At 67.3% G+C, this 24,088-nt stretch carries 20 protein-coding genes; 9 read left to right on the top strand and 11 right to left on the bottom strand.

Features of this window, described 5'->3' with window-relative positions; genetic code table 11:
* Positions 1-103 precede the first annotated feature (103 nt).
* The 3 genes from ACFT2C_RS06240 to ACFT2C_RS06230 are packed head-to-tail and all read right to left on the bottom strand — an operon-like array spanning position 104 to position 2,706.
* Positions 104-697: a hypothetical protein gene (locus tag ACFT2C_RS06240; RefSeq protein WP_377206155.1), complete on the bottom strand. Its 594-nt coding sequence runs from the start codon at positions 695-697 to the stop codon at positions 104-106.
* A gap of 36 nt (positions 698-733) precedes the next feature.
* Complete coding sequence (locus ACFT2C_RS06235; protein WP_377206154.1) at positions 734-1,201, bottom strand: hypothetical protein; 468 nt, start codon at positions 1,199-1,201, stop codon at positions 734-736.
* A gap of 17 nt (positions 1,202-1,218) precedes the next feature.
* Positions 1,219-2,706 (bottom strand): RecB family exonuclease, encoded by a 1,488-nt coding sequence (locus ACFT2C_RS06230; protein ID WP_377206153.1) that lies wholly within the window; start codon positions 2,704-2,706, stop codon positions 1,219-1,221.
* A 151-nt stretch (positions 2,707-2,857) separates the two neighbouring features.
* Here ACFT2C_RS06230 and ACFT2C_RS06225 point away from each other — a divergent pair, with 151 nt between their 5' ends.
* Positions 2,858-3,403, top strand: a complete 546-nt coding sequence (locus tag ACFT2C_RS06225) for a hypothetical protein (protein WP_377206152.1) — start codon at positions 2,858-2,860, stop codon at positions 3,401-3,403.
* Between the two features lie 74 nt (positions 3,404-3,477).
* Here the strand turns inward: ACFT2C_RS06225 and ACFT2C_RS06220 are convergent, their stop codons facing one another.
* The 4 genes from ACFT2C_RS06220 to ACFT2C_RS06205 all read right to left on the bottom strand — a co-directional run bounded on the left by ACFT2C_RS06220 (position 3,478) and on the right by ACFT2C_RS06205 (position 5,466).
* Complete coding sequence (locus tag ACFT2C_RS06220; protein ID WP_377206151.1) at positions 3,478-3,660, bottom strand: hypothetical protein; 183 nt, start codon at positions 3,658-3,660, stop codon at positions 3,478-3,480.
* A gap of 210 nt (positions 3,661-3,870) precedes the next feature.
* Complete coding sequence (locus ACFT2C_RS06215) at positions 3,871-4,560, bottom strand: M15 family metallopeptidase (RefSeq protein ID WP_377206150.1); 690 nt, start codon at positions 4,558-4,560, stop codon at positions 3,871-3,873.
* Positions 4,557-4,706 (bottom strand): hypothetical protein, encoded by a 150-nt coding sequence (locus ACFT2C_RS06210; protein WP_377206149.1) that lies wholly within the window; start codon positions 4,704-4,706, stop codon positions 4,557-4,559. The genes ACFT2C_RS06215 and ACFT2C_RS06210 overlap by 4 nt, the downstream gene beginning before the upstream one ends.
* A 28-nt stretch (positions 4,707-4,734) precedes the next feature.
* Positions 4,735-5,466 (bottom strand): hypothetical protein, encoded by a 732-nt coding sequence (locus ACFT2C_RS06205; RefSeq protein WP_377206148.1) that lies wholly within the window; start codon positions 5,464-5,466, stop codon positions 4,735-4,737.
* An 882-nt stretch (positions 5,467-6,348) separates the two neighbouring features.
* Here ACFT2C_RS06205 and ACFT2C_RS06200 point away from each other — a divergent pair.
* Positions 6,349-9,885 carry an NACHT domain-containing protein gene (locus ACFT2C_RS06200; protein ID WP_377206147.1) on the top strand — a complete coding sequence of 1,179 codons (3,537 nt, stop codon included), beginning with the start codon at positions 6,349-6,351 and terminating at the stop codon, positions 9,883-9,885.
* Here the strand turns inward: ACFT2C_RS06200 and ACFT2C_RS06195 are convergent.
* Together ACFT2C_RS06195 and ACFT2C_RS06190 are read right to left on the bottom strand one after the other, a co-directional pair.
* Complete coding sequence (locus ACFT2C_RS06195; RefSeq protein ID WP_377206146.1) at positions 9,872-12,499, bottom strand: DUF3854 domain-containing protein; 2,628 nt, start codon at positions 12,497-12,499, stop codon at positions 9,872-9,874. The genes ACFT2C_RS06200 and ACFT2C_RS06195 overlap by 14 nt on opposite strands.
* 526 nt (positions 12,500-13,025) lie before the next feature.
* Entirely contained in the window at positions 13,026-14,090 is a 1,065-nt protein-coding gene (locus ACFT2C_RS06190) for a hypothetical protein (RefSeq protein WP_377206145.1), read from the bottom strand.
* Between the two features lie 177 nt (positions 14,091-14,267).
* Here ACFT2C_RS06190 and ACFT2C_RS06185 point away from each other — a divergent pair, with 177 nt between their 5' ends.
* The 7 genes from ACFT2C_RS06185 to ACFT2C_RS06155 all read left to right on the top strand — a co-directional run bounded on the left by ACFT2C_RS06185 (position 14,268) and on the right by ACFT2C_RS06155 (position 21,989).
* The gene (locus ACFT2C_RS06185) at positions 14,268-14,972 is read left to right on the top strand and encodes a hypothetical protein (RefSeq protein WP_377206144.1); all 705 of its coding nucleotides are present in this window, start codon (positions 14,268-14,270) and stop codon (positions 14,970-14,972) included.
* A 574-nt stretch (positions 14,973-15,546) separates the two neighbouring features.
* On the top strand, positions 15,547-16,332 hold the full coding sequence (locus tag ACFT2C_RS06180) for a hypothetical protein (RefSeq protein ID WP_377206143.1): 786 nt from the start codon (positions 15,547-15,549) through the stop codon (positions 16,330-16,332).
* Positions 16,333-16,347: 15 nt separating this feature from the next.
* Complete coding sequence (locus ACFT2C_RS06175) at positions 16,348-16,755, top strand: hypothetical protein (protein ID WP_377206142.1); 408 nt, start codon at positions 16,348-16,350, stop codon at positions 16,753-16,755.
* A gap of 1 nt (position 16,756) precedes the next feature.
* Positions 16,757-17,092, top strand: coding sequence for a hypothetical protein (locus ACFT2C_RS06170; protein ID WP_377206141.1), 336 nt, complete (start codon positions 16,757-16,759; stop codon positions 17,090-17,092).
* Between the two features lie 198 nt (positions 17,093-17,290).
* The gene (locus ACFT2C_RS06165) at positions 17,291-18,043 is read left to right on the top strand and encodes a hypothetical protein (protein WP_377206140.1); all 753 of its coding nucleotides are present in this window, start codon (positions 17,291-17,293) and stop codon (positions 18,041-18,043) included.
* A 1,520-nt stretch (positions 18,044-19,563) separates the two neighbouring features.
* On the top strand, positions 19,564-20,631 hold the full coding sequence (locus tag ACFT2C_RS06160; protein WP_377206139.1) for a hypothetical protein: 1,068 nt from the start codon (positions 19,564-19,566) through the stop codon (positions 20,629-20,631).
* 77 nt (positions 20,632-20,708) lie between these two features.
* Positions 20,709-21,989 (top strand): hypothetical protein, encoded by a 1,281-nt coding sequence (locus tag ACFT2C_RS06155; RefSeq protein ID WP_377206138.1) that lies wholly within the window; start codon positions 20,709-20,711, stop codon positions 21,987-21,989.
* Between the two features lie 6 nt (positions 21,990-21,995).
* Here ACFT2C_RS06155 and ACFT2C_RS06150 read toward each other — a convergent pair whose 3' ends face one another.
* The gene (locus tag ACFT2C_RS06150; RefSeq protein ID WP_377206137.1) at positions 21,996-22,277 is read right to left on the bottom strand and encodes a hypothetical protein; all 282 of its coding nucleotides are present in this window, start codon (positions 22,275-22,277) and stop codon (positions 21,996-21,998) included.
* Between the two features lie 894 nt (positions 22,278-23,171).
* The gene (gene cas6, locus ACFT2C_RS06145; RefSeq protein WP_377206136.1) at positions 23,172-23,876 is read right to left on the bottom strand and encodes a CRISPR system precrRNA processing endoribonuclease RAMP protein Cas6; all 705 of its coding nucleotides are present in this window, start codon (positions 23,874-23,876) and stop codon (positions 23,172-23,174) included.
* Between the last annotated feature and the right edge of the window lie 212 nt (positions 23,877-24,088).

Raw genomic sequence — 24,088 nt, 5'->3', positions numbered from 1 at the left:
ACACGGGTCGGGGCGACGCCGGCGCGTGGCACCTCCAGCGGCTCCTCCGTCTCGTCCTGCAGCTGCTTCGCGGATTCGACCCACGCGTTGATCACGGCCACCGTCATCGCCTCCGAGCCAGTTCGCCGACGGCAGCCAATTCGGCCAGCACCCCGTCGTCGAGGTCGGTCACCTTGCGAGCCATCACGATCGCGGCCTTCGCATCCGACGCGGGGACGGTTCGCGGCAGGTCGACTCCGTTCGTCGAGAGCAGCGACCAGACGGCCCGGACGCCCGGCCGACCTAGCTCGGCGATGGCCAACGCGCCCGAGAGCGGGTCCGCCTCCATCGCGTCGCGAATAGTGATGAGGTCGCGCACCGACCGCACCGACCGCAGCGAAGCGCCGTCGTCCGTCATGACGGCAACCGTCAGCTCAGCGAGATCGGTCCGCACGCCGAGGAGCTCGGCGAGCACTGCGCGGTGTGCTGCCGGCGCCTCCGCGAGTTCCTTCGCCTTCGCCGCGACACGTCGGATCAGCGCCCGATTGCCCCGCCGACTTTGTGCCCGGGAACGGGCGGGAGCATTCTCGTCGCCGATGCCGCCGATCTTCGCCGCCCCCTCGTCCGGCACATCTGGCTCCGCGTCAACTGGCTTGGCACTCACTGGCGCGTTGTCGGGCGCGAACGCGTCGTCCCGCTCGTAGCTCTCGATGGTCATGGAAGCCCCCTCTTCGCTCGGTCGGAAACATGCGCGCTACGCCGTGGCGGCATCTGCGGGACGCCCGAGGTCCTTGATGTGCCGCAGCACGCGGAACCGTTTGGAGTTCGCTCCGTCGCCGTTGGCCTCGAGCTCCTTCCAAATGAGGGCGCGGTGGCCCTTGAGCGAACGCACGACGTCGGCCATCGCACGGCCCTCGGGTGTATCGGTGCGATCGGTCCGGATCTCCTCGGTCTCGCCGTCGCGGTTGCGGAACCGGACCACGAGGCGGGTGGAGCTCGGCTCGATGCGCCCACCGAGCACCGTGACCGGGAACGGCTTGCCCGCCCGGTGGAAGCCGTCCAGGGCTCGAGCGACCGTGCTGGACGGTGAGAGCATCTCGGTGATCGTCAGCGCCTGGGCACGAACTCGAGCGTCCCACGCAGCGTGGTCGTCGCCGACTGGCCCGGCGGACTGCACGGCGGCCAGGACGACCGCGGTTCGCAGCTCATCGGTCATCGTCATGGTGATCTCCTCGCCGATCAGGCCGCGGACTGCGCGGCGTCCGACCCCGCGCCGCCGGTAGCGACGACGAGTGCGTCGATGTCGACGGCGGGACCGGCGTCGTACAGGTCGATCGCGGTGGTCGCGACGGCGACCAAGAAGTTCCGCGTGCGCTTGCCCCACTCGGACCAGGCGTCGTGGTCGCCGCCGAACGGCATGGGGATCAGATCCAGCGAGGTGCGCAGCGCACCGCGCAGGCGCGTGTTGGCGCCCTCCTGCCAGTCGCGCGACCCGTGGGTGACCGCCTCCTGGGCGTCGAGCACGATCGTGGCAAGGACGCCGGTGACCAGTCGCAGCGTGGCCGGGCCGATCTTCTGGCCGCTGGCGTGCAGCTGTTCGGCGGCCAGCGTGGTCAGCCCGAAGACCGCGGTAGCAGCGTAGGCGTTCAGGGAGAGGTGGCCATCGACCTGTGCCCCTTCGTAGGGCTTGGCCTCGCGCCACGGGGTGGTCTTGCTCATGGTGTCCTCCGGGTCGGGTGTGTCGTCGGTAGGCAGATGTGCGGCACGACGTGCGGCGAGGGCCGGCCGGAGCGTCGGGATACCGAGCTCGATCAAGGTCGGGGCACCGCCCCGGCGGTCGGTCATCCCTTCCCGAGCTGCGGCCGGGCAGGCGTTGACCAGCGGGCACCATCCACACAGTGGTGACGTCCGGGTCTCGAACGTCCGATTGCTGAGCGATTCCTGGAGCGCTTCCCACGAGCCCTGGAAGCCGCGCACGGCCTTGGTGATCTGGCGGTCGGCGACCGCGACGCGGCGCTTCTTGCCATGTTCGACGTAGTAGAGGAACCCGGACCGGGGCTTCTCGCCGAGCGCAGCCTGCATCGCGGCCGCGTAGAGCTTGATCTGGTCGCCGTGATCGTCCCCGAAGCGTGGGTTCGGACGGGACCTGTCCTTGCCGGTCTTGTAGTCGACGATCCGCAGCCCGTCAGGCGTCTCGTCGACTCGGTCCAGGACGCCCTTGAACGGGACGCCGCCGACCTCCACGCCGTTCAGCATCAGCTCGGTCCCGTTGACCACGACGTCGGCCGGGTCCTCGATCGCGAACAGCCCTTCGTAGGCGCGCGTGATCGCAGCGATCCACTGCGTGTAGCGCACCGGGTCGGTGCCGAGCGCGCGGGCATAGTCGACGACGGACTCGTCGGCCGGTTCGTCCTTCGACATGGCGGTCAGGATCGCCGCGGCGTGAAGGGCGTCGCGCGAGGCCGGCGGGAGCGCGAACAGGCGCTCGAGCACCAAGTGGGCCGCGGTGCCCTTCTCCGCTGGTCCGAACAGGTCGAAGGTTCCCGGGAGCGCTCGGTCGGCGACCAGGCGCGCCGGGCAGGAGTGCATCGCCTTGGCCGTCGACGCGGACAGGTAGGGGCGGTCGAGCACGGTCAGCAACTCGTCACCGGTCACGACGAGGGTCTCGCCGTCCCAGGCGGTCTTGTCGCCGAGGTATCGCTCCCCTGGCGGGTCTCCGTACGTCATCGGCGCCCCTGGGTCTCCTCAGCCGTCAGAGCCGCCGGACGGCGGCTGAATGGCAGATGTGCGGCAAGTCGCAACAACCTGCACCGGCTCATCGGCCCAGATACGCTGACCCCTCGTGCAGACCGGGTGGGTAGCCGTAGCCGATTGGATCGTGTCCTATACGACCCGTTGGCACGACACATGGGAGACCGTCGGTTCTCTGTTTACCGTTCTGGCAGTTGTAGTCGCGCTTGGCCTTGGCCTGATTGAAAGCCGCGCACGTGGCAAAGCTCAAGCGGATGAGCTACACCGTCTACAGGGCGAGCGTGACGAGGCACGCGAAGAACGGAATCAAGCGGAACGCGCAGAGAGGCAGCGCCAACGCGAGGCCCAGGCTCGGCGGGTTGTCGTTACTACCGTTCCGCGTGAACCCATCCCCGACGAGGGGCCAGAGCGGTTCCAAGAGCCCTCGTTCGAAATAGTCGTGCACAACTACTCCGACATGCCTGTGTTCGACGTGCTAGGTGAGCTCGACCGATCCCACCCGGGTGCACGGGTGGACGGCAGTTTCGAGTACCAGATGCTGCCGGGAGGAAGTGCCAGTTGGCCGGTCTACCGCGCCGACGACCCTCTGAGCACTGAAGTCAGGGTCGAATTCAGGGACGCACACGGCATCATCTGGCGACGCCGGGCGTCGGGCGACCTCATTGAGTTATAGGCACTTCGTTCGCCATCGTCTGCAACTACACCAGGGCGTTGGGCGAGGAGAGTCGGCTGCATCGTCATTCGCGCTCACCACTGAGGGCGGAAGAGGAACGCGAAGCTGATCCGTGTGCTGGAAAGCGCGTCGGGGACGCGGTACTCGTACAGCCCGCCTCGGGTCGAGGAGTACCAGAACATCAGGTGGAACATCGTGTCCTGGACGGTAGAGATCACCGACTCGTTGCCCGACCACCCGCCAGTTGCCAGGACCACGCGGGTTCCTGGCCGCTCGGTCCGATCGCCAGCGAGACGGGCTACGTCCCATCGTCCGTAGCCGTCATGCCACTGCCGATGGACTGCCATGAGGAACTCTCCCGGTGTGCCGGTGAATGCCGCCAGTGCGTCCAAAGCCTCGTCCGTCGGGTAGGGGTTATCGATCGGCATCATGACCAGGCAGATGTGCGGCCAGCGGTGATTGTGGCGTCACCCGACAAACTCGAAGTGCCACGGTTCCGGTTTCGCCCCGCCAGGCTGCGCCCACGCGGGGTTCACCCAACCAAACGCCGAGCCCTGGCCGGCGAGCCACGAGCGCGCGGGCTCCGGCACGTCAATCGCCTTGCCCAGCCCATGGACCGACGTCCCAGGCGGTGCGGCGAGCGCCCCGAGGGACGCCTTGACGGCGTACTGATCGGCCAGCGATCGGTACGAGTCGGTGAGCGGCACGACAGGCATCCCGGCGCTCACGGCGTCGTCGAGCGCGGCAGCGGCATCGCAGCGCAGCAGGTCGCCCGGTGACCACCACAGCGAGCACAGCGCTTCAGCCGGGATCTGCCCGTTGGCGTAGTTCACGGTCAGGACGACGTCGTCCCTTCCCTTATTCTCGACGGGCACCGACGGTGGTACGGCCATGACCGGTTCCGGAGCGGGTTGCACGTCAACGACCCCGTGCTCCATCTTCAGCTCCGCATCAGCACGTACGCGAACACGTTGCATCATGCGGGCGCGATCGATATCCGGAGGGTCCTCGTCGGCCTGGACGTGAGCCTCGGCGTCTACACCATGCTCCTGTGGGTCCGTCGTCGAGGCTGCACCAGGGCCGGTAGCGGAGCAGCCAAGAACGAGCATCCCCGACAGCAGGCCACCGACCAGCCGCGCCCCGCTCGCGCTGGTCATGGGCCCGTCACCACCAGCGTGCCGTGCTGGGTCACCCACAGGCGCTCGCGCATGTCGTCGGTCACGCCAGTCGTGTTCGCGTCGCCGTCGATGACAGCCGCGATCAGCAACTCCTGAGCGAATCCGTACTGTTCGTTGTGGTCCATGGACCTCGGATGTGCGGAGTAGCCCGCGTCACACCCGCGGACGGACTCCTTCATCGAGAGGTCTCTGGGGACCGTCGGGGATCAGCATGGGATACCCGATCTCGTTCGTCTGCGAGTGGTAAGGACCGACCGGCATAAGGTCTCCTGCCTTGAGATGGGCAGTGCTTAACCACGCCACGGACGAGACGTCCCAGCCGTAGAACGACGAGATCGCCAACTGTTGCTGGCCTACGCCGCCGAGGTCCTGGTTGACGGCCTGAACACCGCCGGTGGTCAGCCACACACCATCGACGCCGTCGGCTCGCATCCCCGCCCAGTCGAATCGGCCGCGCACGTCAGCCGGGACCGGATACTCCACGGCGAGTCGTTCGGCGTCCTCGGCGCCGTCGATGCGAATCACTACGCCGCCCGGCCTGACCTCCAGCGGGATGAGCGAGAACTCGCGGTTGGTCCCCTCAAGCGCCGTCCAGTCCGTCCAAGCGGACCAGACCGCCCCATCTCCGCTGACGCGCCCGGGCGCCGACCAGAGCGCCCCTACCGGCTTGTCCATACCCGGCGAGAACCCGGTCAGCGACGACTGGTCAGGACGGTCGTCGAGCGCGAACCCGGTACTGGGAGTGAGGCGGGGGCGGTGGTAGGTGACCGGCATGCTGTCGTGCCCGTGCGCGGCGAGCCCACACGCTGCCAGCCTGGCGATGAGGCGGTTTGCCGACGAGTCGTTGACCTTGTCGAGGAGAGCCGTCGCCTCGACGCGGGGCACTGTACTGAACTGCCCGCCGGTCGAACCGGGCGATGACCGAGGACGGCGAGGCTGATCACTCATGCTCCGGTTGTGTGCGGGGCACCGCAGGCTCAGGTCCCAAGCAGTTCCTCGTCGCCAGCACCGCGCAGGCCCAGGAGGCGAACGACGCGGGATGGGATGTCGTCCACCTCAAGTCGCCACTCGTGCGACAGATCGATCCGGCCCCCGAGTTCGTCGGACACCTGGGAGGTGAGACTGGCGAGAAACACCAAGGCCGGAGACCCACCGTGTCCTGCGGCGGCGAGCAGCGTAGCCGTCACCTGGCCTGCGAATTCCGCTCTGTCTTGCGCAGCCCCGCGGGACATCACGACAGGCTGATCTTCTGGGCCCACGACAAGGGCCCATGTCCTTCCTGTCGCGTCGTGCCGCCCATAGACCCGAGCCACCGGAACCGAGCGCGTTGGGAGCTCCGGGAAGGACGCCATGCCGGAAGGCAGGCGTCCTTCGAGCAACGGGCGGTCGGCAACCCACAGCTTGGCGCCCGACCATGTGACTCCCACGGCGCCCCGCGTGTACGGATGATCCAGGTCCCCCGTGTACGGGACGACACGTGGCGCCGGCTCCCGCTCGCGCCGGTGGGCACTTCGGATGCCAGACTCCGCCGGCGAAGGATCAGGAGCCTGCCGCACTGCCTCGTGCTCTCCCCCAAGGGCCGGGGCACCTCGACCACGACTCCGGTCCGGAATACCGAACCTCCCGTCGGTGATGCTCATATCAGCCATCGCAACCTCCGTCCGCATGGGGATGAAGTGCGGGCTATGCGCAAGTTCGACTGTCCATGACATCGAGATCACGGCTCACCCCGCGGCGCCGGCGGCCGGTCCTGAGAGGATGCTCAGCATGTCGACGCCGTCGAACGGTCGCCAGCGGGCCGTGGACTCCCTGGTGGCCATTGCGATCGCAGCACTGGATCAGGCGATGCCACTCTCCGGAACAGTTGGCGCCGCAGTACTTCAGAACGCACTCCGCTCAGTACCGCAACGCACGGTGATCACCGCCCTTGACGACAACGTCATGAAGCAGGTGCGTACGTGGGCCACCCGCGAGGGCCTTCACGATGATCTGGAAGCGGGCTTACAGCTCGCGAAGCAGGCTCTGCGCGATCATGGCGCGACGCCGACCACGATTGCCGAGGCGAACTACGTCGCAGACCAGATCGCGAGCAGTGTGATCCAAGCTGCTCGCACTGGCCTCGCATGGGACAGGCAGATCCAGCGCTGGGGACGAGACGACGCATACAACATCGCTGAGCGCGCGATCCGCGTCGTCTACGACAACCTCATCGCGGAGCTACGGGCGTCAGAGCCGGCAGTAACCGGCCTCGCGTCTCTCGGTGCCAGGCTCGACAAGGCCATCGCCCTGATTCACCGGCTGCAGGTTGCCGGAGGCCCGACCAGGGTCCAGCTCATCGCATACCTGACGGCGCGCTTGGCCGACTGGGACCGTCCGGTCTGGGGGCTTCAGGCACCGATCACCATCCGACGTCGCGTCCATCTGCGGCCTCCAGCCACTGGTGGCGCCAGCAGTGGAGAGGCCGAGGAGGTCTCGGAAGCAGATGCCCTCGAGAAGCACGACATGCTCGTCGTGCTGGCCGGGCCCGGCTCGGGCAAGACATGGCTTGCCCGGTGGTATGCGCGAGAGGCAGCACGCCGTGCCCTTGATCGACTCGGCGCGGATGCACAACTCGAGGATGTCGAGATCCCGCTTTTCGTGACCTGGGATCAATGGAGCCACGCTGGCGGAGGGGTACGCGACTCACTCGTCGACGCGTCATTCGCCGCCGGTTCCGGCCACAGCACTACACCGGGCGACGCGACCGTCATGCAGTTCCTCCTGAATCCGGCGACCAGGGTGCTTCTGATCGTCGACTCCCTCGACGAGGCTGCGGACCACCAAGGGCAAGTGAACCGGCTGCACGAACTGTCGTCGCTCGTTCCGGCGTGGAGGGTTGTCGTCACGAGCAGGCCTGCCGCGTGGGAGCGGACCGCATCCACGTTTCCCGACCGACGCGGGCTCGGGATCACCGACCTGCAAGACCTGTCCTACCCGGCGGACGTCGACGCATTCGTAGGCTCCTGGTTCGAATCCGACCAGGACAAGGCGACCATGCTCCTTGAGCAGATCCGTACTCGTCCCGAGCTCGCACGGCCGGCGGGCTCTCCACTGATGCTCACCATCTACTGCTTGCTCATTCAACACGACACGAAAGCCGGGCTGCCGACTCGGCGACATCGCTTGTACGACGCCCTGGCCCGACAACTTATGAAACGCTGGGACAAGAATCGCGGCATCAACGAACCGCTCCGCTACGACGAACGTTTGCAGATGCTTGGCCGCTGGGCGTGGCACGCGGTCGGCTCGTCCAACGATCCCTACACCGGACTCGGCAACTGGGCCGACACCCTGACCACGCCGGACGAACCGACTCCCATCGACGTAGCCCCGTTAGACGAGATCGCGCCAAAGATCAGTTCAGGTGGGCCCGTCGGCCGGCCGGTTCGACGGTTCGTCCACCGCACACTCCTTGAGCACTTCGTCGCCGAGCACATCTCAACGCTCGATGCTGATCGAGCGTTGCGGATATTGCTCCCGCACCTGTGGTTCGACCCGGATTGGCAAGCAGCAGCACCGGCTGCCGTCGCCGCTCACAACCGCGTCCATCCCGGGGAACTCTTCGAGCGAATCCTCACAGCGGTGACCGTGCCGTCAACGGGCAACGGCGTCGGGAACGTCCGGGCCGGACTTGCGTTGGACGATTTCCTTCTTGCTGTCGCCGAGGATTCCGACCCGTGCGAGTGGCAAGCGGGCCATCAAGCGGTCCTTCACGCATGCCGTATCCGGAACGCGACAGTGTCGCCAGACAAAATGGCGCGCACGGCGCATTGGCAAGGCTCAAATATGGAGGTCATCGAGCAGGTCGTAGACCGCATGGCCGCTCGCACACGCGACATGCGCGACGCCAGCCCTGACTGGGACAGGTATGTCCAGTTCGATGGTCGGGACCTCGCTGGTCTGGCGCAGACCGACACTGACCGGGCCATGTTGCGCGTCATGATCATGGACAGGCTGGACTCGGCTGCCGATCGCGGGAAGCTCGAGCTCGTGATCGGATTGGTGAGCCTGGGCCTGATCTGGGATCTTGACCGGCCGGTGCTCTTGGACGTACTCACCCGCAATCGCAACAAGGGCTACGACCCTTACGGCAACGACCTTGCGATCTTCATCGACCAAGCGCCCGACGGTCTGAACCTCCTTGCACGGACCGAAGATGAACGATCACGCATCGCCGATCGACTCCGTGAAGACCTTGGAGGCGTGGACTATGGGCTCTATATCGTCCATGGCATGCGACTCCTTGAACGGCCCGAGGACGAGCTCGAGCATGTGCGCGGCGAGTTCATTTCCGCGATCCGTTCTTGGGGCGGTATGGGACGAGACCTCGCCGAGGCTGTCTTCCAGATCGGGCTGTCAACAGCGCAACGTGACCTGGTCGCCGAGGCTCTCCTGGGCAAGATGGCTCAAACGAACGATCATGTCACCGAGCACGCCGCGTGGGAGGCCAGATCCCTCGCACGCATCAACCCCACTGCTCGGCAGAAGGAACAAGCACGGTCAATCCTGCTCCGCCTGCTCCCGGAGAACACCCGAGCCTGGAAAGTGCGGCAAATCGTGAAGGCCCTCGTCGCGCTCGATGCGACCGATTCGGACAAGCGAAGCGCCATCGACTGCATCCTCCTCGCAATGGGAGACCAGTACGACGTCGACGACGAGATGTTCGATGCATTCACCCGGCTCGATCCCACCGCTAGCGACGTCGAACAAGCCCGCCGACAGGTCTTGCGACTCCTTGAAGTCGCAGACTCTAGCTACACCGACGACGCCGCAAGATGGCTCGCGAGTCTCGACCCTTCAGACGCCGAACGTTTGCACGTCCGAGCAGTTCTGCTCCAACGTCTTAGCGAGAATCTCACATCGAACATCAGCGCGCTGTTGCCGCTGCGCCCCACTGACGGCGAACTGAACCAAGCACGAGAGACCGTCCTTCGCTCGATGCGACTGCCTAACGCCCGCACTGTCACTTCGGCGGCCTCCGCTCTGAGCCGACTGAAGCCGACCAGCCATGACCGCGAAGCCGCTCGAGAACACCTGCAGGCCGTCGAGGCCTCATACGCGGCGTCCCGGGGGCGCTGGTTCGATGTGCGACTGCAGGACTACGTCGATGCACTGCTCCAGCTTGGGCCAACCCCCGAAGAGCGGGCTCGCGCACGGAACCTGATCCTGGGCGGCTTGAGCAACCCCAACGACACCGTCCGGCTAACGCGGCTCCGGCAAACATCGACGCCGCAGACTTGGCTCCATTGGGTCAACGGGGCGTGAGCGGGCCTTCATCGGACTCGTGGTCATCCCACTCGTCCGCCGGTAGACAGACCACCTGAACCGGTGTCCCGTGCAAGCGCAGCGTTCGCGTGGGCAACCCGCGATGCCGAATCGCCTTCGCCGACAGCGCCTGCGACAGGGCACGCGCCCCGCCCGGGTACCGCAGCGCGTTGGCGGCCGCGGCATGGTTGATCGCTATCACGCTTGTCCCGTCCGAGAGTTCCTTGTCGAGCTGCCCAATCAGCGGTCGGTTCGGCGTCTCGTCCGGGTCGAGGGAGACCTCTCGCGACGCGACTGCGGCGCGGAGCATCGCCATCGCGCGCTGGTACGGCGTGGCGTTACCGCCCATGATCTCCGTCGTGTGTGTCCGGATCGCGGCCATGAGAGCGACGCCGAACTCCGCCAGGATCCCCGAAGCCTCGTCGGCCGAGACCGCGCCGACATCCTTCGCGAAGAACATCAGATAATTCAGCCCAACCGTCAGGGACGCGGCGAGCTGCTTGGCTCGGTCGGAGACGTTGTCCTCCAGATCGAGATGGCCACCCGTCATCACCGTACGGTTCGCGGTTCCTCGGTCCTGCTCCACCTGGTCCTTCCACGCGTCGAACCGGCCGGCCGGGTCATCCACGTCCATCTCGTCGATGGCCTCCGCGACCCAACGCAGGAACGCCGAGGTGACCGGCAGAAAGCGGCCGGACTTCGCGCGACGAGTCAGGATGTCGAGGTTGGTCCGGTCTTCGCCGAAGAGAGTGTTCGGGGCCACCGGGATGATCAGTGCCCGGTCGAGGCCGGACTCGGCGAAGTCGCCGCCGGTCGGGATCTCCTCTCCGGTGACCAGAACGAACGGTGCCGCAGCATCGACGCCGCGCACGATCAGGGCGTCGTGCGTCTTGTCGACGCCGCCGCGTACGGCGCCGCCCGAGCCGTGTGCCCGGCGCAGGAGTGCGTCGAAGGCCTTGAGCGCATTCTTCATCGACTGGGCGTCGGCGTCGGGCTTCAGGTCGTCCACGTGCAGGAAGATGTGCTGCATGCCGTTGGCCAGGAGGTCCATACCGGCTGGGCGGGCGTTGAACGTCGCCATAGCCACGCCCGACTCCGGCGCCCATGCAGGGTTGAGTGTTGCAGCGATCGCCTGGGCGACCGTCGACTTGCCCGAGGACTTCGGGCCGAAGTAGGCCAGCGCGGCGTTCGGCGTCACGCCGAGGAATGCGAGCGCCCAGCCGGCAACAGCGGCGTCCCACTTGAAGCGCTGTTCGGGCAAGAACAGGTCTCTTGCGAATACGAAGTCGCGGACCCTTTCGCGGACGACGTCGTCGTCGAGCTCGGCGGGGTCAGGCAGGTCGATCGCCTGAAAGTCACGCGCCCCTGGCTTGCCCCGCAGAGTCCTGATCTTGCCCTCGGGCCCGATCGCTCCGCCGCCGTCCATCCACCGCCACACCGGCTCGTCGCAGTCGACGTCGAGGTACCACCCCATCCTCGGCACCACCGAGATGAACGTCCGCTCGGCGTCGGCCGCCCGGATCGCATTGGCGACCTCGTCGTTCGGTCTGGTGTCTCGCGGGATGCTCACGCCGATCCCGTTGGGCAGCCGGTCAAGCCAAGTCCCAGTGGTGGCCAACGCCGAGGAAGCCACCTTCACCCGGTGGACTGCGGGTGCGGGACGCCCCATCACGGGCACGGCGACCTCCAGCGTGAGTTGCGCGTCCGACGTCGTGCGATCGTCCTCCGCGACCAGGGATTCGATCTCGACGATCCGCGCGGCCGCGTTGAGCAGAACCTCCTCGGGCGGGGCGTGCGCCCCCGGAGGTGCGCCGTCGGGCAGCACCGCCCGACGGACGATCCGGCCGGCCGCCATGTCCACCTCGATTGTCGAAGCCAGCTTGACGACCTTGTCCGGACGACGCCGCGGCTCCCGCCCGAGCTTGTCCGTCGCCCGGGCGATCATCTCGGCCAGCACTGCCGGGCGCAGCGCCGGATCGGCCTGTGATCTGAGCGCGTCGTCGAGCCCGAGTTTTCCGCCGCCGGAGATCGTGATCATCCGCACCGACACCGCGAGGCAGTTCGTTTCCAGGTGCCCCTTCAACCGTCGTGCCGCGTCCCACACGTTGTGGTTCGTGGACCAGTCCGCGTCGAAGCAGATCACCACCTCGTCGCCGGGCCGCACCAGGCTGCTCCATTCCTGGAGCGGCACGCCGTCGCGGGAGAAGTTGGCGCAGCCCTGGATCCCGATCACCGCCCAGTCGTCCGCGACGGTGGTCGATGCGGTGATCGTCTGCTTGGTTCCCTCGACGATGAGTTTCTTGGTCGCGGTCTGGATCCGGTGCGCCATCATGTCCGGCACGTTCACGATCGCGCCCGTGGCCTTCGGCTGCAGGTACTTGGGACCGTCCGGCTTCGGCTCGTCGAGACGGAGCTGGTGCACGACAGTCCCGTTGGCCCGGCGTAGCGGGAACACGATCCCGGATGCCGACCCGTACTCCGCCAGGTCAGCCGGCAGGTCAGCCGGGACGACGGCGGAGTAGATCCCCCAGGCGCGGGCCGTCGCCTCATCGATCGCCGACTCCTCGAGCTTCTCCACGTGGTTCGGCGTCAGCGTACGACTGGTCGATGTCATGCGATCCCTCTCGGCCGGGCACGAGGCACCGGGGCCGATGTGCGGCACGCGGTCTTCTGGCGGGAGAACTGCGGAGCGAGGAACCTGTCAGGGCGTTCTCCGACACCTCTCCCACAGCCGGTCCGACGGCACCACCAATCCCTTCATGAGCCGAAATCCCTGGTCAGACCAGCCTTCACTTACCCGCATGGTCTGCTCACTCGACGGTGTAGGAGTGTCGGAGTAGGAACGCGTCACACTCCATGCACAAGACGCTCTTTGGGCAGCAGACCCCGAGGAGAGTGAGTGTCCGCCACAAGGACCTACTGGCATTCATGGGTCTCTCACAGCACGCCCACGACGGCCCCGGGGCACCTCACCAGCAAGAACAACGGTTCAGCACGGCGTGAGAATGACATACGACACCCGGTGCGATAACGGGCGACTCGCCGTTCCGAACCTCTGCGGCGCCTGCGAGATGACCTGGCCCGTCCTTCTTTGCCCCGCTTCGTCGCAAGGGCGGCCCGGCGAATCCCCCGAACGGGGATCAAGCGTGAGGTTCCGGGCCAGCTTTCCCTGACACGGCCTCGACCGTCACGCGGTAGGCGGTGGGGTCGATCGCCTCATCCTGGAGGGCGCCGTCGATGTCGGCGAGTTCGTCGGCCGGCAGCGTCCCTTCGGCCGCCAGGTACTCGGCGCGCCAGAGCCAGGAGAAGGCGCTCGCAAGGAACCAGTCGTCGGCTGGTCCGGAGTACACCCGCCGTCGCCACAGCGCCCAGCGCACCGCGTCTCCTCCAGACGCCACGATGCAAGCCGCGGAGGTGACCTGCCCATCGGACTGGGTGATCCTTGCGTGGGCGGCGGTCAGTGCTGCGTTGCACTCGCTCCAACCGTCAGTGGCGAAGGCCAGGACGGCGGCGGCGATCGGCGACAGGCCATCGCTCAGCGCGGCGAGCCCGACGTCGGTCATCGGCGAGGGGAACGTGGTCGGCACTAGGTCGACGCCGTCGGCCATCGCCCCGAATGGACCGGCGGGGCTGACCGCTCCGTCGCCTGCGGGCGGAGCCGCGCCGCGAGTCAGGTCGCCGACCCGCGCGGAGAGGTTCCGCCAGGGATCGTCCGGCGGAAGGGTCCCGATCTGATCGGCTAACACACCGCCGAACCACGACGCCGTCCGTCCGGGCGACTCCTGAGTCAGCTCGACGAAGCGTGCCTCCGTCGCCAGGCGAGCTGCGCCGGGGACCAGCGGCTCGCACTGCTGCACCGCCCATCGAGCTGCGCAATCACTGAATCCCGCCCGCGTCGGGCCGTCCGCGCCGCCATGCGCCGCGCCGCCGTCTGTCATCCGTTGCCCTCCTGCCGCTGGCGGCTTCGACCACCAGTCCTCATTGTCCGACTCTTCGCCGAAGGTGGCGGCCTCAAGTCGGTCCACGGCCCGGGTGAGCTCACCCGGCGCAGCTCTGCCGCACATCGACCCGCCATGGTTGCACGGGGACACAGCGGCACAACTCGACTTCGTAAAGGAACCGGTGGCCAGGTAGCCATCGACGTTGGGAACGGCGAGCGACACGAGTGGATCGACTGGTTCTGTGGCGGGCTCGCGCGCGTCCACGCCGGACGACATGCCACGCATCTCCTCTCGTCGAGCCTTCCCGCCAACGGCAACCTGGCCGTCTTGCCGATGTGGCTGTGGTTGCCACCGCGTATCGACGTCGGGCGCAAAGCCCGTCGCCGTGATGGCTCAACCGCGCACCTGCCCGTCCGGCTTTCCTGGGAGCACGGTCCGGTCATGATCACCGAGCACGACGTCGAGACTCGGTGGTCGCTGGCCGGCATGGGGTACACCGAAGACGGCAGCCTTCGCCTGCCGGCGATGCCCGACGGCACCCCTCCGGACATCGCCGATCAGGTTCTGACGACACCGCACGTCCCCCGACCCGTGCTGGCCGCTCACCTCCAGGATCTGACCGACGACGGCGCGGCGGCGCGCTGGGAACTGCTACTCGGCCTCGAGCCCTTCGTGCGCAAGGAGGTGGACCGAGCGGCGGCCGCGGTGCGGTACGAGCTCGCCGAGACGCGCGGAGAGCTGAGTCGTGTGCTCGACGGCGAGGGGCTGCAACGCGTCGTGGACCGGATGCTGCTCGGCGACGCCGACTACGCGGGCCGAGTCGGTCCGCTGCTGGACCGCTGCCTGGACCCCCGTGCGTTCCGGAACGTCGACCCGCTGCGCCACGTCGCCAAGGACTTGCACCGCAGTGCACAGGAGGAAGTCCGCAAGGCGATCAACGACCCCCGCGCCGGCCGGCGCATCCGCCTGCTGGCGCAGACGATGCCCGGAGCGACAACCGAAGAGATCGCCGAAGCGTACGGCCACCGGCACCCATACGCGCCGGTGTCGGCAGCCCTTGTCGCATCAGCCCTGTGGACTGGTCCGGACCCGATGGCCAACCGGGTTGCCCTGGGCAGCACCCACGGCAACGAGGTCGCCGCGTGACGCCAAGCCCGCGCAACGCATACCCGCCCCAGCCGTCCGGAGGACGGCTCCTGCCGCCGTCCGAGGTGTTGCCCGCGCGGCGTCACGCCGACCGAATCCGAGCAGAATGTATTCTACGAGTTGCGCGGGGCGAGATGCCGATGTGGGATGTGTTCCATGAGGCAACGTCCCCAGACGGCAAGCCACTCAGGCGCCTTTCGCTCCGGCAGGTACTCCTTGCTCAGCCTGGGGTCGGCCCCGCTCAGGTACGCCAGATCCTCACGCGGATGTTCGATCACCTCGGCACCGAGGTCGAACGTCCCACCGTCCAGTGGCTCATCGATTCCCGATCCAGGGGACGAAGGATTCGCGCTCTGCTCGACGCGACCCGAGATCCACAGCAGGGACCACCGTGGCACGGATTCCCCTACGCGCCGCACCCGGACACGACCCGAGAAAGTCCCCAGCGGGCACGGGAGTAACTGCCATGGAAGCTACGCCACCCCCCATCCCTGAACGTCAAGCTCTACTCGAGATCGCCGCAGCCGACGGCGCCGGGCGGCAGCGTCTGGCTGACGACTTCATGCGCGCCAAGATGCCCACCATCCGGTCCATCGCGCGATACCTGGTCCGCACCAACAGGCTCACGTTCACCAGCCATGTCGACGACGTCATCGGGATCGTCGCCGCAGAGTGCGCCGAGTGGCTGGCCGAGATGGTTGCCGACCCCACGAAGATCGATGGGATCCGCCGCTCGTTCGACGGCGTGCTGTACCTCCGCTGCCGCCCCAAGGTGAAGTCGTACGCCGACGGCGCAGCCTCGGGTCGACCGTCTGGAACCGTCGCGCTTGCCCGCCGGCTTCGCGAGGCGGAACGCACCCGGGACGGGCTGCGGGCGAGCCTGAACCGTGAGCCGACGACGCCGGAGGTCGTGGAGGCGACAAATGCCCGGATGGCTGCGACCCGCAAGAACCCGCAACGCCAGGGCATGCTCGTCAGAGTTGAGGACCTGCAGACCGACGTCGTGACCTTCGAGCTCGATGACCTCGACACACCAGCCGGCGCCACCATCGACGACGACCTCATCGCTACGCACGAGGCGCTGGCCACGATCCGTTCCGTGGTCGAGGCCGCCGACAGCATCGACGAGGAGCACGGCAAGATCGCACGCGCTTGGATCGCAGGAATCTACGACCCGAACTACCAGGACGTGCGAACCAGCGCCGAGATCGCCGCGCTGGTCGGTCTGCCCACCGCGCGGGTGCGTCGTGTGATCTCACGCTTGCGCAGCGTGGCCCGTGGGTTCCTCGCCCGCGAGCTCGCCGTCACGGACGAGACGTATCTCGGCCGTCCCGGACCTGACAGCGCGGCCGCCGCCTGACCCGGCCAGATCGTCATGGACGACAACGAGGAAGCGCCCGCAAACGACGACGACGACGTCGTTGATCTCGCGACCCGTCGTGCCCGGCGTCCAAGGCGCATGCCAGCAGTACATGCTCCCGCACCTGTGACTCCGCTATTGCGAGGCCACCGGTCCGGAACGCCAGAGGCCGCAATTATCGTTCACCTCGTCCAAGCCAGGCTCCGGCAGAGCTCGGTGCCCGACGACGAGTCCCGGTCCCGACTCGCCGCCGAGTTCCAGGTGTACGCGCACGCGGTGGGGGTCGTCCTGCACCCCGACGATCTGAATGCCGCAGCCGGCGTCCGGGACAGGCTCCTCGCCGCTGTCCGTGCCGATGTCACCGACGTCGAGTCGCTCCTGGTGATCGCGCGCGACGAGCCCGAACCCCCAGAGGCTTCCTGACATGGTCCGGCGAAGGTCCCGTTCGTCCGCGATCTTCGCGCGCGCCGCGTTGGAATGGAGCGAGATGCGTGCCGAGTACGAGCTCTACCTCGAGTCGCACATCGAGGCCGCTGCTGACGCCTGCCGGGACGCGCTTCTCAGCGCGCGGGGTCGAGGGGCGGGAATCACCGTGCGGGAGCTGTTCGTCAGCGGGCCGCAGTTCGCCAACGCGTATGCCTCCGAGGAACTGCTCACGTTCTGGCAGCACACGCCCCGCCTCACCGTCGCGGACTTCGAAGAGCAGTGGCTCACGCGCGATAGCGCCTCCGATCCTGGGGCTTGGTCCGATGTCGCCTGACCCGCCTGCCGCCAGGCCATCCGACGATGTTTGATCGTCAGGTGTCACCCGCGCGATCTCGCGGGGGTGGCGACCAATACGCCGCGGTGCGCTCATGTCTTGATATTGGCGCAACGCAAACGTCGTGATCGTCTCCACGGCGCGAAGCGCGGCGCGCGTTTCGTGTGCACAGTGCTGCACTCACCGATACTGGCTCGCATGCCTTATGACCCCACCAAGTGCGAAGTCCTCAACTGCCCGGAACCTCGTTTGAAGCTCATGCCCGACGTCGACCTCGCTGAGATCTACTGCGACCTGCACCGCTGTACTGCAACCACGGCCTCGAGCCGAACTCGCTGCCTCGCGCTGGCCAGCGCGGCTGACGGCCTGTGCGGCACCCACCGCAAGAAAGCTGCGCAAGCGGGCTCAGAAAATGTAACTGCCAATGAGCAGGGCTTCCACTACGTACCCAACGGTGGCTACGCGGTCGATCGCGAGGTGGTCGCAGCGCTCATCGACCCGATACCCGACTTCGGCTACGACGCCTTGAGCGATCTGTACCTGCCAGCAAACTCGTCCTTGCACGCCGTCGACTGGGACGATCCCTGGCAAGACACTACCGGCGAGCGTCCCAGGGTCGAACGGTCGGGGTCCCTGCTGAGCACTACAGGGCGAACGTCGATGGCGCGGTCGTGGAAGGTCGACGTCAGGGTGTGGGAGATCATCGACTACGAGCACCACATGCTGTCGCGCTCATGGTCCGTGCATCTGAACACTCCCGACGCGCAGATGATCCACCCGACCGGAACGATGCTGCCCCAAGTGCTCACGATGGCCGAGGCGGCCGCTGACGCCGCGCACACAGTCGACGTCGAGGCCAGCGGTGCGGTACCGGTCCGGAACAACCCCACGGTCGTCCGGCGACTCGCCGCGATGACGGACGAACTCATCCCCGGGCTGCGGGACCAGTAGCACCGACGATACGGCGACCCGATCCGAGCCGAGCACACCTCCCGCAGGTGATTCCAGGACGTTGGGGACGGGTCGGGGCGCCGCAGGTGCCTGCTCTGGGGCAGATGCAACCTCACCGGCAAACTGCTCCGTCGTCGGATCCAGCGGAAATCGACATCCTCGCGCGCATGTTCGAGGGCATGACTCGCCGTAGCGGAACCTCACCTCGCGTCTGGCGCATGACCCGCGCGTCCTCGGAGCCGCTGAACCACCAAGCGTTCGTCGCCCGGGCGTCATCCTTCGCGTCGGCAGCCGGTCCGCTCGGCACGGTCACGCTCCTCGTACACCGCACGGACACCGATCTGGCCGGCTATCTCCTGGCGCCTGACGGTGCCTCTTCCGGAGCTGCCGCGATGCACCTCGCGCAGGCGACTAATGCACGCGCCGTCGAGACGCCCACGATTCCTGACCTGAGTTCCGCCGGCGCCGTCGGATGGCTGCGGCACTCCCCCGGTTCGGCGGCTGGGCGGGAGTCTCAGGTCGGGGCCGACCCTGCGGAGTCAGCCCGGCGGTTGGCTGTCGCATTGGCGCCCGGGCAGTGGATGGCGGTGTCGGTGCGTCAGGCGTCGGCCACGGAGAAGCGCCGTCACAAGCGGTGGTTGACCGCACGTCTCGCGACGCCGAGTCCCGTGCATCATTCGGTGTCGTCGAGTGCGGTGATGGTGGCCGTTCGGGCGGGTGCGGGCGACCGGCGCGCGGTTGCCGCGCTCCTGGCTCAGGTCGCTGCGGCGATGCCGGGCTTCGACGTGCCCTCCGCGGCCCGGATCCCGCGGCACGCGCTCGAGATCGCCGGCTGGTACGCGCTCGGCCTCGTGCTCTGGACGCTAACCTTCCTGGCGTACCTCGCCCACGGCGCACCGGGCTGGCTATCGACAGTGGGTGTCCTCGCCGGAGCAGCCGCTGTCGCCGTCGGCCTTCTCATGTCGACTGGACACACGCAGACCGCGAAGAGCCGCCTGAACCGGGATGCGTCGACGGGCCGTTTCCGCCCTCCTCCGCACCGCGGCATTCCGCCCGTCCGACCACGAGTGCGACGGCTCGAGAACGGTGAGACTGTGCAGCACGACGGTGACTATCCGCTGGCCGCAGCGTCGTTCCTCGTGAGCCCGTCGGTCGTGGCAGGTCTGGTCGCGCCCGGGGCGGGTGCCCTGTCGGGGACGTCGTCGACCGAAGCTCGCCCAACACCGCCGGCCCTGCACGAGCCAATCGGCCCGATGGTGGGCGAGGGTGCCGACGGGGCACCGGTCTATCTCTCGGCCGCAGACGCCTTCGCCGGGGTCTTCTTGGTGGGCCAACCCGGGTCCGGCAAGTCGCAGCTAGGCCGCACACTGTTCGGGTGGAGCTGCCTGGAGCGAGTGATGCCCTCTGGACTGTCGGGGCACCCGGGACGTATCAACTCGCTCGTCGCGTTTGAGTCGAAGGGCGAGGGCGCCGTCGAGTACCTCCGGTGGGCGCAGGCGCTGGGCGACCACGCCTACCTGATGGACGTCGCGGACCCGGCGACACCGGCCATCGACATGTTCTCGATGCCTGGCAGCGTCGCAGATCGGGCCTCGTTCTTCGTGAACGCTATGACGTATGCGTTCGAGCCGGGCGCGATCCAGGACCGGTCGTTCGCGACACTGGTCCAGGTGTTCACGGCGGCCCTGGCCGTGACCCCGGAGATAGCCGCGCTGGTTCCCGGGGCGCCGGTCGACGCGTCGCCGGTGAAGTACGCCCACATGCTGCTTGCCGGGTACGGCGACGACGCGGCCACGGCTCTGGCCGGTGCGATCATGTCCGAGGGCGTGCGGTTGGAGTCGCTGGGTACGCCGGATGAGGCGCTGTCGCTCGCCCGGGCCGCCCTCTCGCCGCTGTACGAAGGACGCTCCGAGGCGGCCCGACGTTCCTTCTTCGACGCGCCGTCGAGCAAGGTGGCGCAGTTGCTGGCGCTGGAGTCCTGGTGGTCGCCGTCGCGCCCGAAGATGACCTGGCGCGAGGTACTCGAGGAGCACCGGGCCATCGTCTTGAACACCGGCACGTCCGCCTCCGGACAGATGCTTGACGAGCGGCTCTCGAAGCACATGTCGGCGCTGCTGATGTTCGGGCTACGTGACGCAATCCGGCGTTACTGCTCCGGGTGGCAGGCGCTCGAGCGGTCGGTGTCGGTCTTCGCCGATGAGCTAAGCCTGCTGACCGGTTCCTCGTCCGAGGTGGTCACGTGGCTGCGCGATCAGGGGCGCTCCTACGGGGTGAGGCCCGTGTTCGCGACGCAGTACGCCGAGCAGCTTCCCGAGCGCGTACGCACCGCGATGACCGGATTCTCGACGATCATCGCGTTCGCCCAGGACAACGTCCGGGTCGCGACGGAACTCGCCGCTGACTTTGCCGCGGACGGAACCGCATGGTCGGCCTCCGACGTCGTCAACCTCAGCCCCTTCACGACCATCGTCCGGTCGACGGTGAATCGGCAACGTCAGCCCGCCTTCACGATGCGTGTGGCGCACCTGGAAGCGGATCGCACGGCATTCGCCGCGCGGCAAGGGCGTGGGTCGGAGGCTTCATGGTGACCGCTCGGAGCGAGGCAGCTGGCTCTTGCTTCGGGCCGGGCCGAATGCAGGGGGACGGGCCGTTGCCCGGATTCACCATGGCCGAACGGCTCGATCCGTTCTGGGACGGTGTGTGGTCCGCCGGATCGTCCGGTGTGTGGGTGTCGTCGGACACAGCACGCCGACTCTCGGACGCCGGCGTCGCGCGGATTCCCTGGTACTTGCGCGGCGAACGGGACGACGGATTGGCGTTCCTCGCCCGTCGCATGCCGGCACGCCGTCGCGTAGTGCTCGCCGGGCTTGGCGCAGTCAACCAGTGGCGCACGATGACGGCGGAGCAGCTCGCCGCGATCACCGGATTCCGCTCTCTCGCATCGCGCGCTAGCCCATGGCTACGCGCGGCGTTCTCGACCGGTGTCGTCGATGTCGGCGAGTTCGCTACACCGCTGCCGCACGGAACAGGCAACCACCGCCATCGCCTCGTGCGCCCATCGCGCTCGACTGTGTTCGACCGCGAGCTGGCACCGCACATGACGTTCGACGAGCTCGTCTCGGTCACCGGCGGCGTCCCATGGGACTCACGCCGCCAGTTCGACCGGCACAACCTGCTCGCGACCGAACTGGGGCTACGGGTCGCCGAGCTGTGCGACGTCGCCACGGTTCTCGGCGAAAAACTATCCACGCTCGACCTTCTGCTACAAGCACCAGCGAAGGCCATCACGCCACGCTCCCGTGCTCGCTCCGCAGACCTCACGATCGTGCGACGCGACGGCCTGCGGATCGCCGTCGAGATCACCGCCTCAGCGAACCGGGGGCTACGCCGCAAGATCGACAACTGGGCTCGCGCTCTCGCGCGGAACCCGCTGGCAGCATCGGGACTGATCGTGCTCTTCGTCGTATGCCCGCCGCCGGACCCAGCGAGCGAAGTAGTGCGCGGCGGCCGGACCGCGTCCGTCGTCGAGACCGTGCACCGCGAGGTCGCGGCGAGCGCGCGGCGTTACCCCGGCACACCCTCTGATCGAGTCGCCGCGCGAATGGCCGTCATGGCGTGGGAGGAATGGTTCCCCGCGGCCCGAACGGCTGCCGCCGGCGTCCACGACCTCGTCGCATCTCGGCCGACCGGTCCGCCCTCGGCGCACGTTGCCCACGAGAGCCGACTCTGGGAATCCGTGTCGCTGCTCGGCACCTCGGTGGTCCCGTTCGAGCCACGGGTCCGGCTGACGATGACCGCCGTCGCCGGGAATGCTTCGCTGTTGGGCGGCACCCCGCACTGGCTTCGCGTGCCTGGTGCAGTGCCCGACGTTCAGGCGCACCATGCTGCCGGGCTTGGCCTCACCGTCAACGCCGAGAACGGGGCGCCCACTCGAAACAGCGCCTGACGACGGTTACCGCTCGAAGCAGTCAGCACGTGTGCTCGGCACGTCCACTATGCACTTCAGCAGACGGTCGTCGGTAACGACGTCGACCCGGAACAGGCCCTCACCGATCTCCCGAGTCGACGACGCAATACGGCTGTTCGGGTACTCGTCAAGCACGATCCCTTCGACCTCTGACGCCGAACGAGAGGGGTCGGTGGTTGCTGAGATCCCCACGGCTACAAGTGTCGGGATTAGCAGCGCCCAAATCGCGATCCACAGGAGCCTGTTCCAGCCAATCTCCTCATCCATGTCCTCCCGATGTGCGGCGGTCCAACCGCCCCGTTTCAGCGGGTGGTCTCCAATGTGGCGGTCGCATCACGTTCTGGGATCACCACAGCGCACGTCGGACACAGGCCGGTACTCACCCGACCACAACCGCTGGCGCAAGCGTCCGAGCGTCGATGGCGAGCAACTGCGCTCTGCAGGCTCTCGCTCCTAGGGGTCCTCCACTGCTACAGACGCCGGCCGCAGTCCTGGCAAGTGTCTAGCCCCTTCGAGTTCCCGCTGGCTGGTCGCGGGTTTCTACGCCATTCGGACTTTCGTGCCGCGGAGAGCATTCCCGTAGGACCAGGCTCAAAGTCAGGTGCCAGTTTCCACGCCTTTTAGGCTTTCGCTCCCCGGGAAATTTGAACACTTACCAATAGGAGGCACCACCAATGCTGCCGCTAGGCCCTTGTGGCTTCGATCTGAGGGATCACCATTTACAAGAAACAGAAGCTAGACCGCGACAAGCTTCCATTTCCTTTCGAGCCTCCATTTCACGGAACCTTGCTACATTTCTCTGTCTTACGAACTTGACGTTTCTATGCCCTTCGGGCTTCCGTTCCGCGGAACCTTGCCACAGCTCTCTGTCTTACGAACTTGACGTTTCTATGCCCTTCGGGCTTCCGTTCCGCGGAACCTCGCCACATTTCTCTGTCTTACGAACTTGACGTTTCCATGCCCTTCGGGCTTCCGTTCCGCGGAGACACTTTGCTCTGGACAGGCCGTCCGACCGGCCGCGCCACGGCCGTTCGCGCGCGGAGACGCGTGAGCACGCTAGCACGCGGGTGACGCGGGTCACAGTTGTTGCACGTGGCCGATTGACCTGCGCAGATGCCTCCCGCACGAGAGGGGCTGCGCAGCTCAGCAGTGGCTCGGTTGTCACGGTCCGGCGTCGGGCTTGTGCAGGACGACCTTGACCCAACCTAGGCCGTGTGCCGTCTGTGCTCCGACGCCTGCATGCTCAGCAAAGGTTGACAGTGCCGTGAACACGCCCCGCACACTGTCGGACGTGGCGAGGCAGCGGTAGGTCACGACGCCTCGGAACCCGGTCTTGGGACCCTTTCCGGGATTGATCGCGTCCGTCGTGACTACGGCGTGACTGACGGCCACCGTGCGGTCGAGGACCGTCAGAGTCTCCTCGTCGATCACCATCGGCGCGAAGGTGTTCCAGCGGCGGGCGAGCCCCCGGTACAGGAGACCCGGATCGGGTAGCGGGACCTGGATGTCGCCGCGCTTGAAGTAGGTCACGGACGCGAACTCGATCGTCACCGCGGGCACGGAGGCCATCGTGGCGAGCGCGGCGTACGGGACATGCTGTGCGGTCACTTCCTCGACGGTGAAGAACTGCGACCCGAGACGTACGTCGCGCCCCGTGATGGACTCCAGTCCCGGCGGGCGAACATCGTCCAGCCACCCGATCGTCAGCAGCGCCCGGTTGCCGGGCGTGGCAAGCAGCGGCGCCACGGAGAAAGGCTTGACCAGCGCGGTGTGGTCTGCACCCGCGCTCTCGAAGAGCGCGCAGGCCAGCCCGTGCAGTTGCGTGGGAGTCACCTGTGCGCGGGAGCGCCCTCGGGGGCGGAGCACGAGCTGCCACCTCGACGGCATCAGGTGCCCTCGGGTACGGCAGGGCCAATGGCGCCAGCTCGGCAGCCGGCAACGTTGCCGGCGTCGTCGCGCACAAGGTCGTACGGAACGCGAAGATCACTGCGGTGAGATGCGGCGTCTGCGGCGGGTCGGGACACGACATGCCGGGTGCCCTCGGTGGGGCCCGGTAGCCAGGTCCAGGTGACGAAGCC

The organism is Promicromonospora sp. NPDC057138 (assembly GCF_042670845.1).
Classification (GTDB): Bacteria; Actinomycetota; Actinomycetes; order Actinomycetales; family Cellulomonadaceae; genus Promicromonospora.
This window is presented reverse-complemented; position numbering and strand designations above follow the sequence as displayed.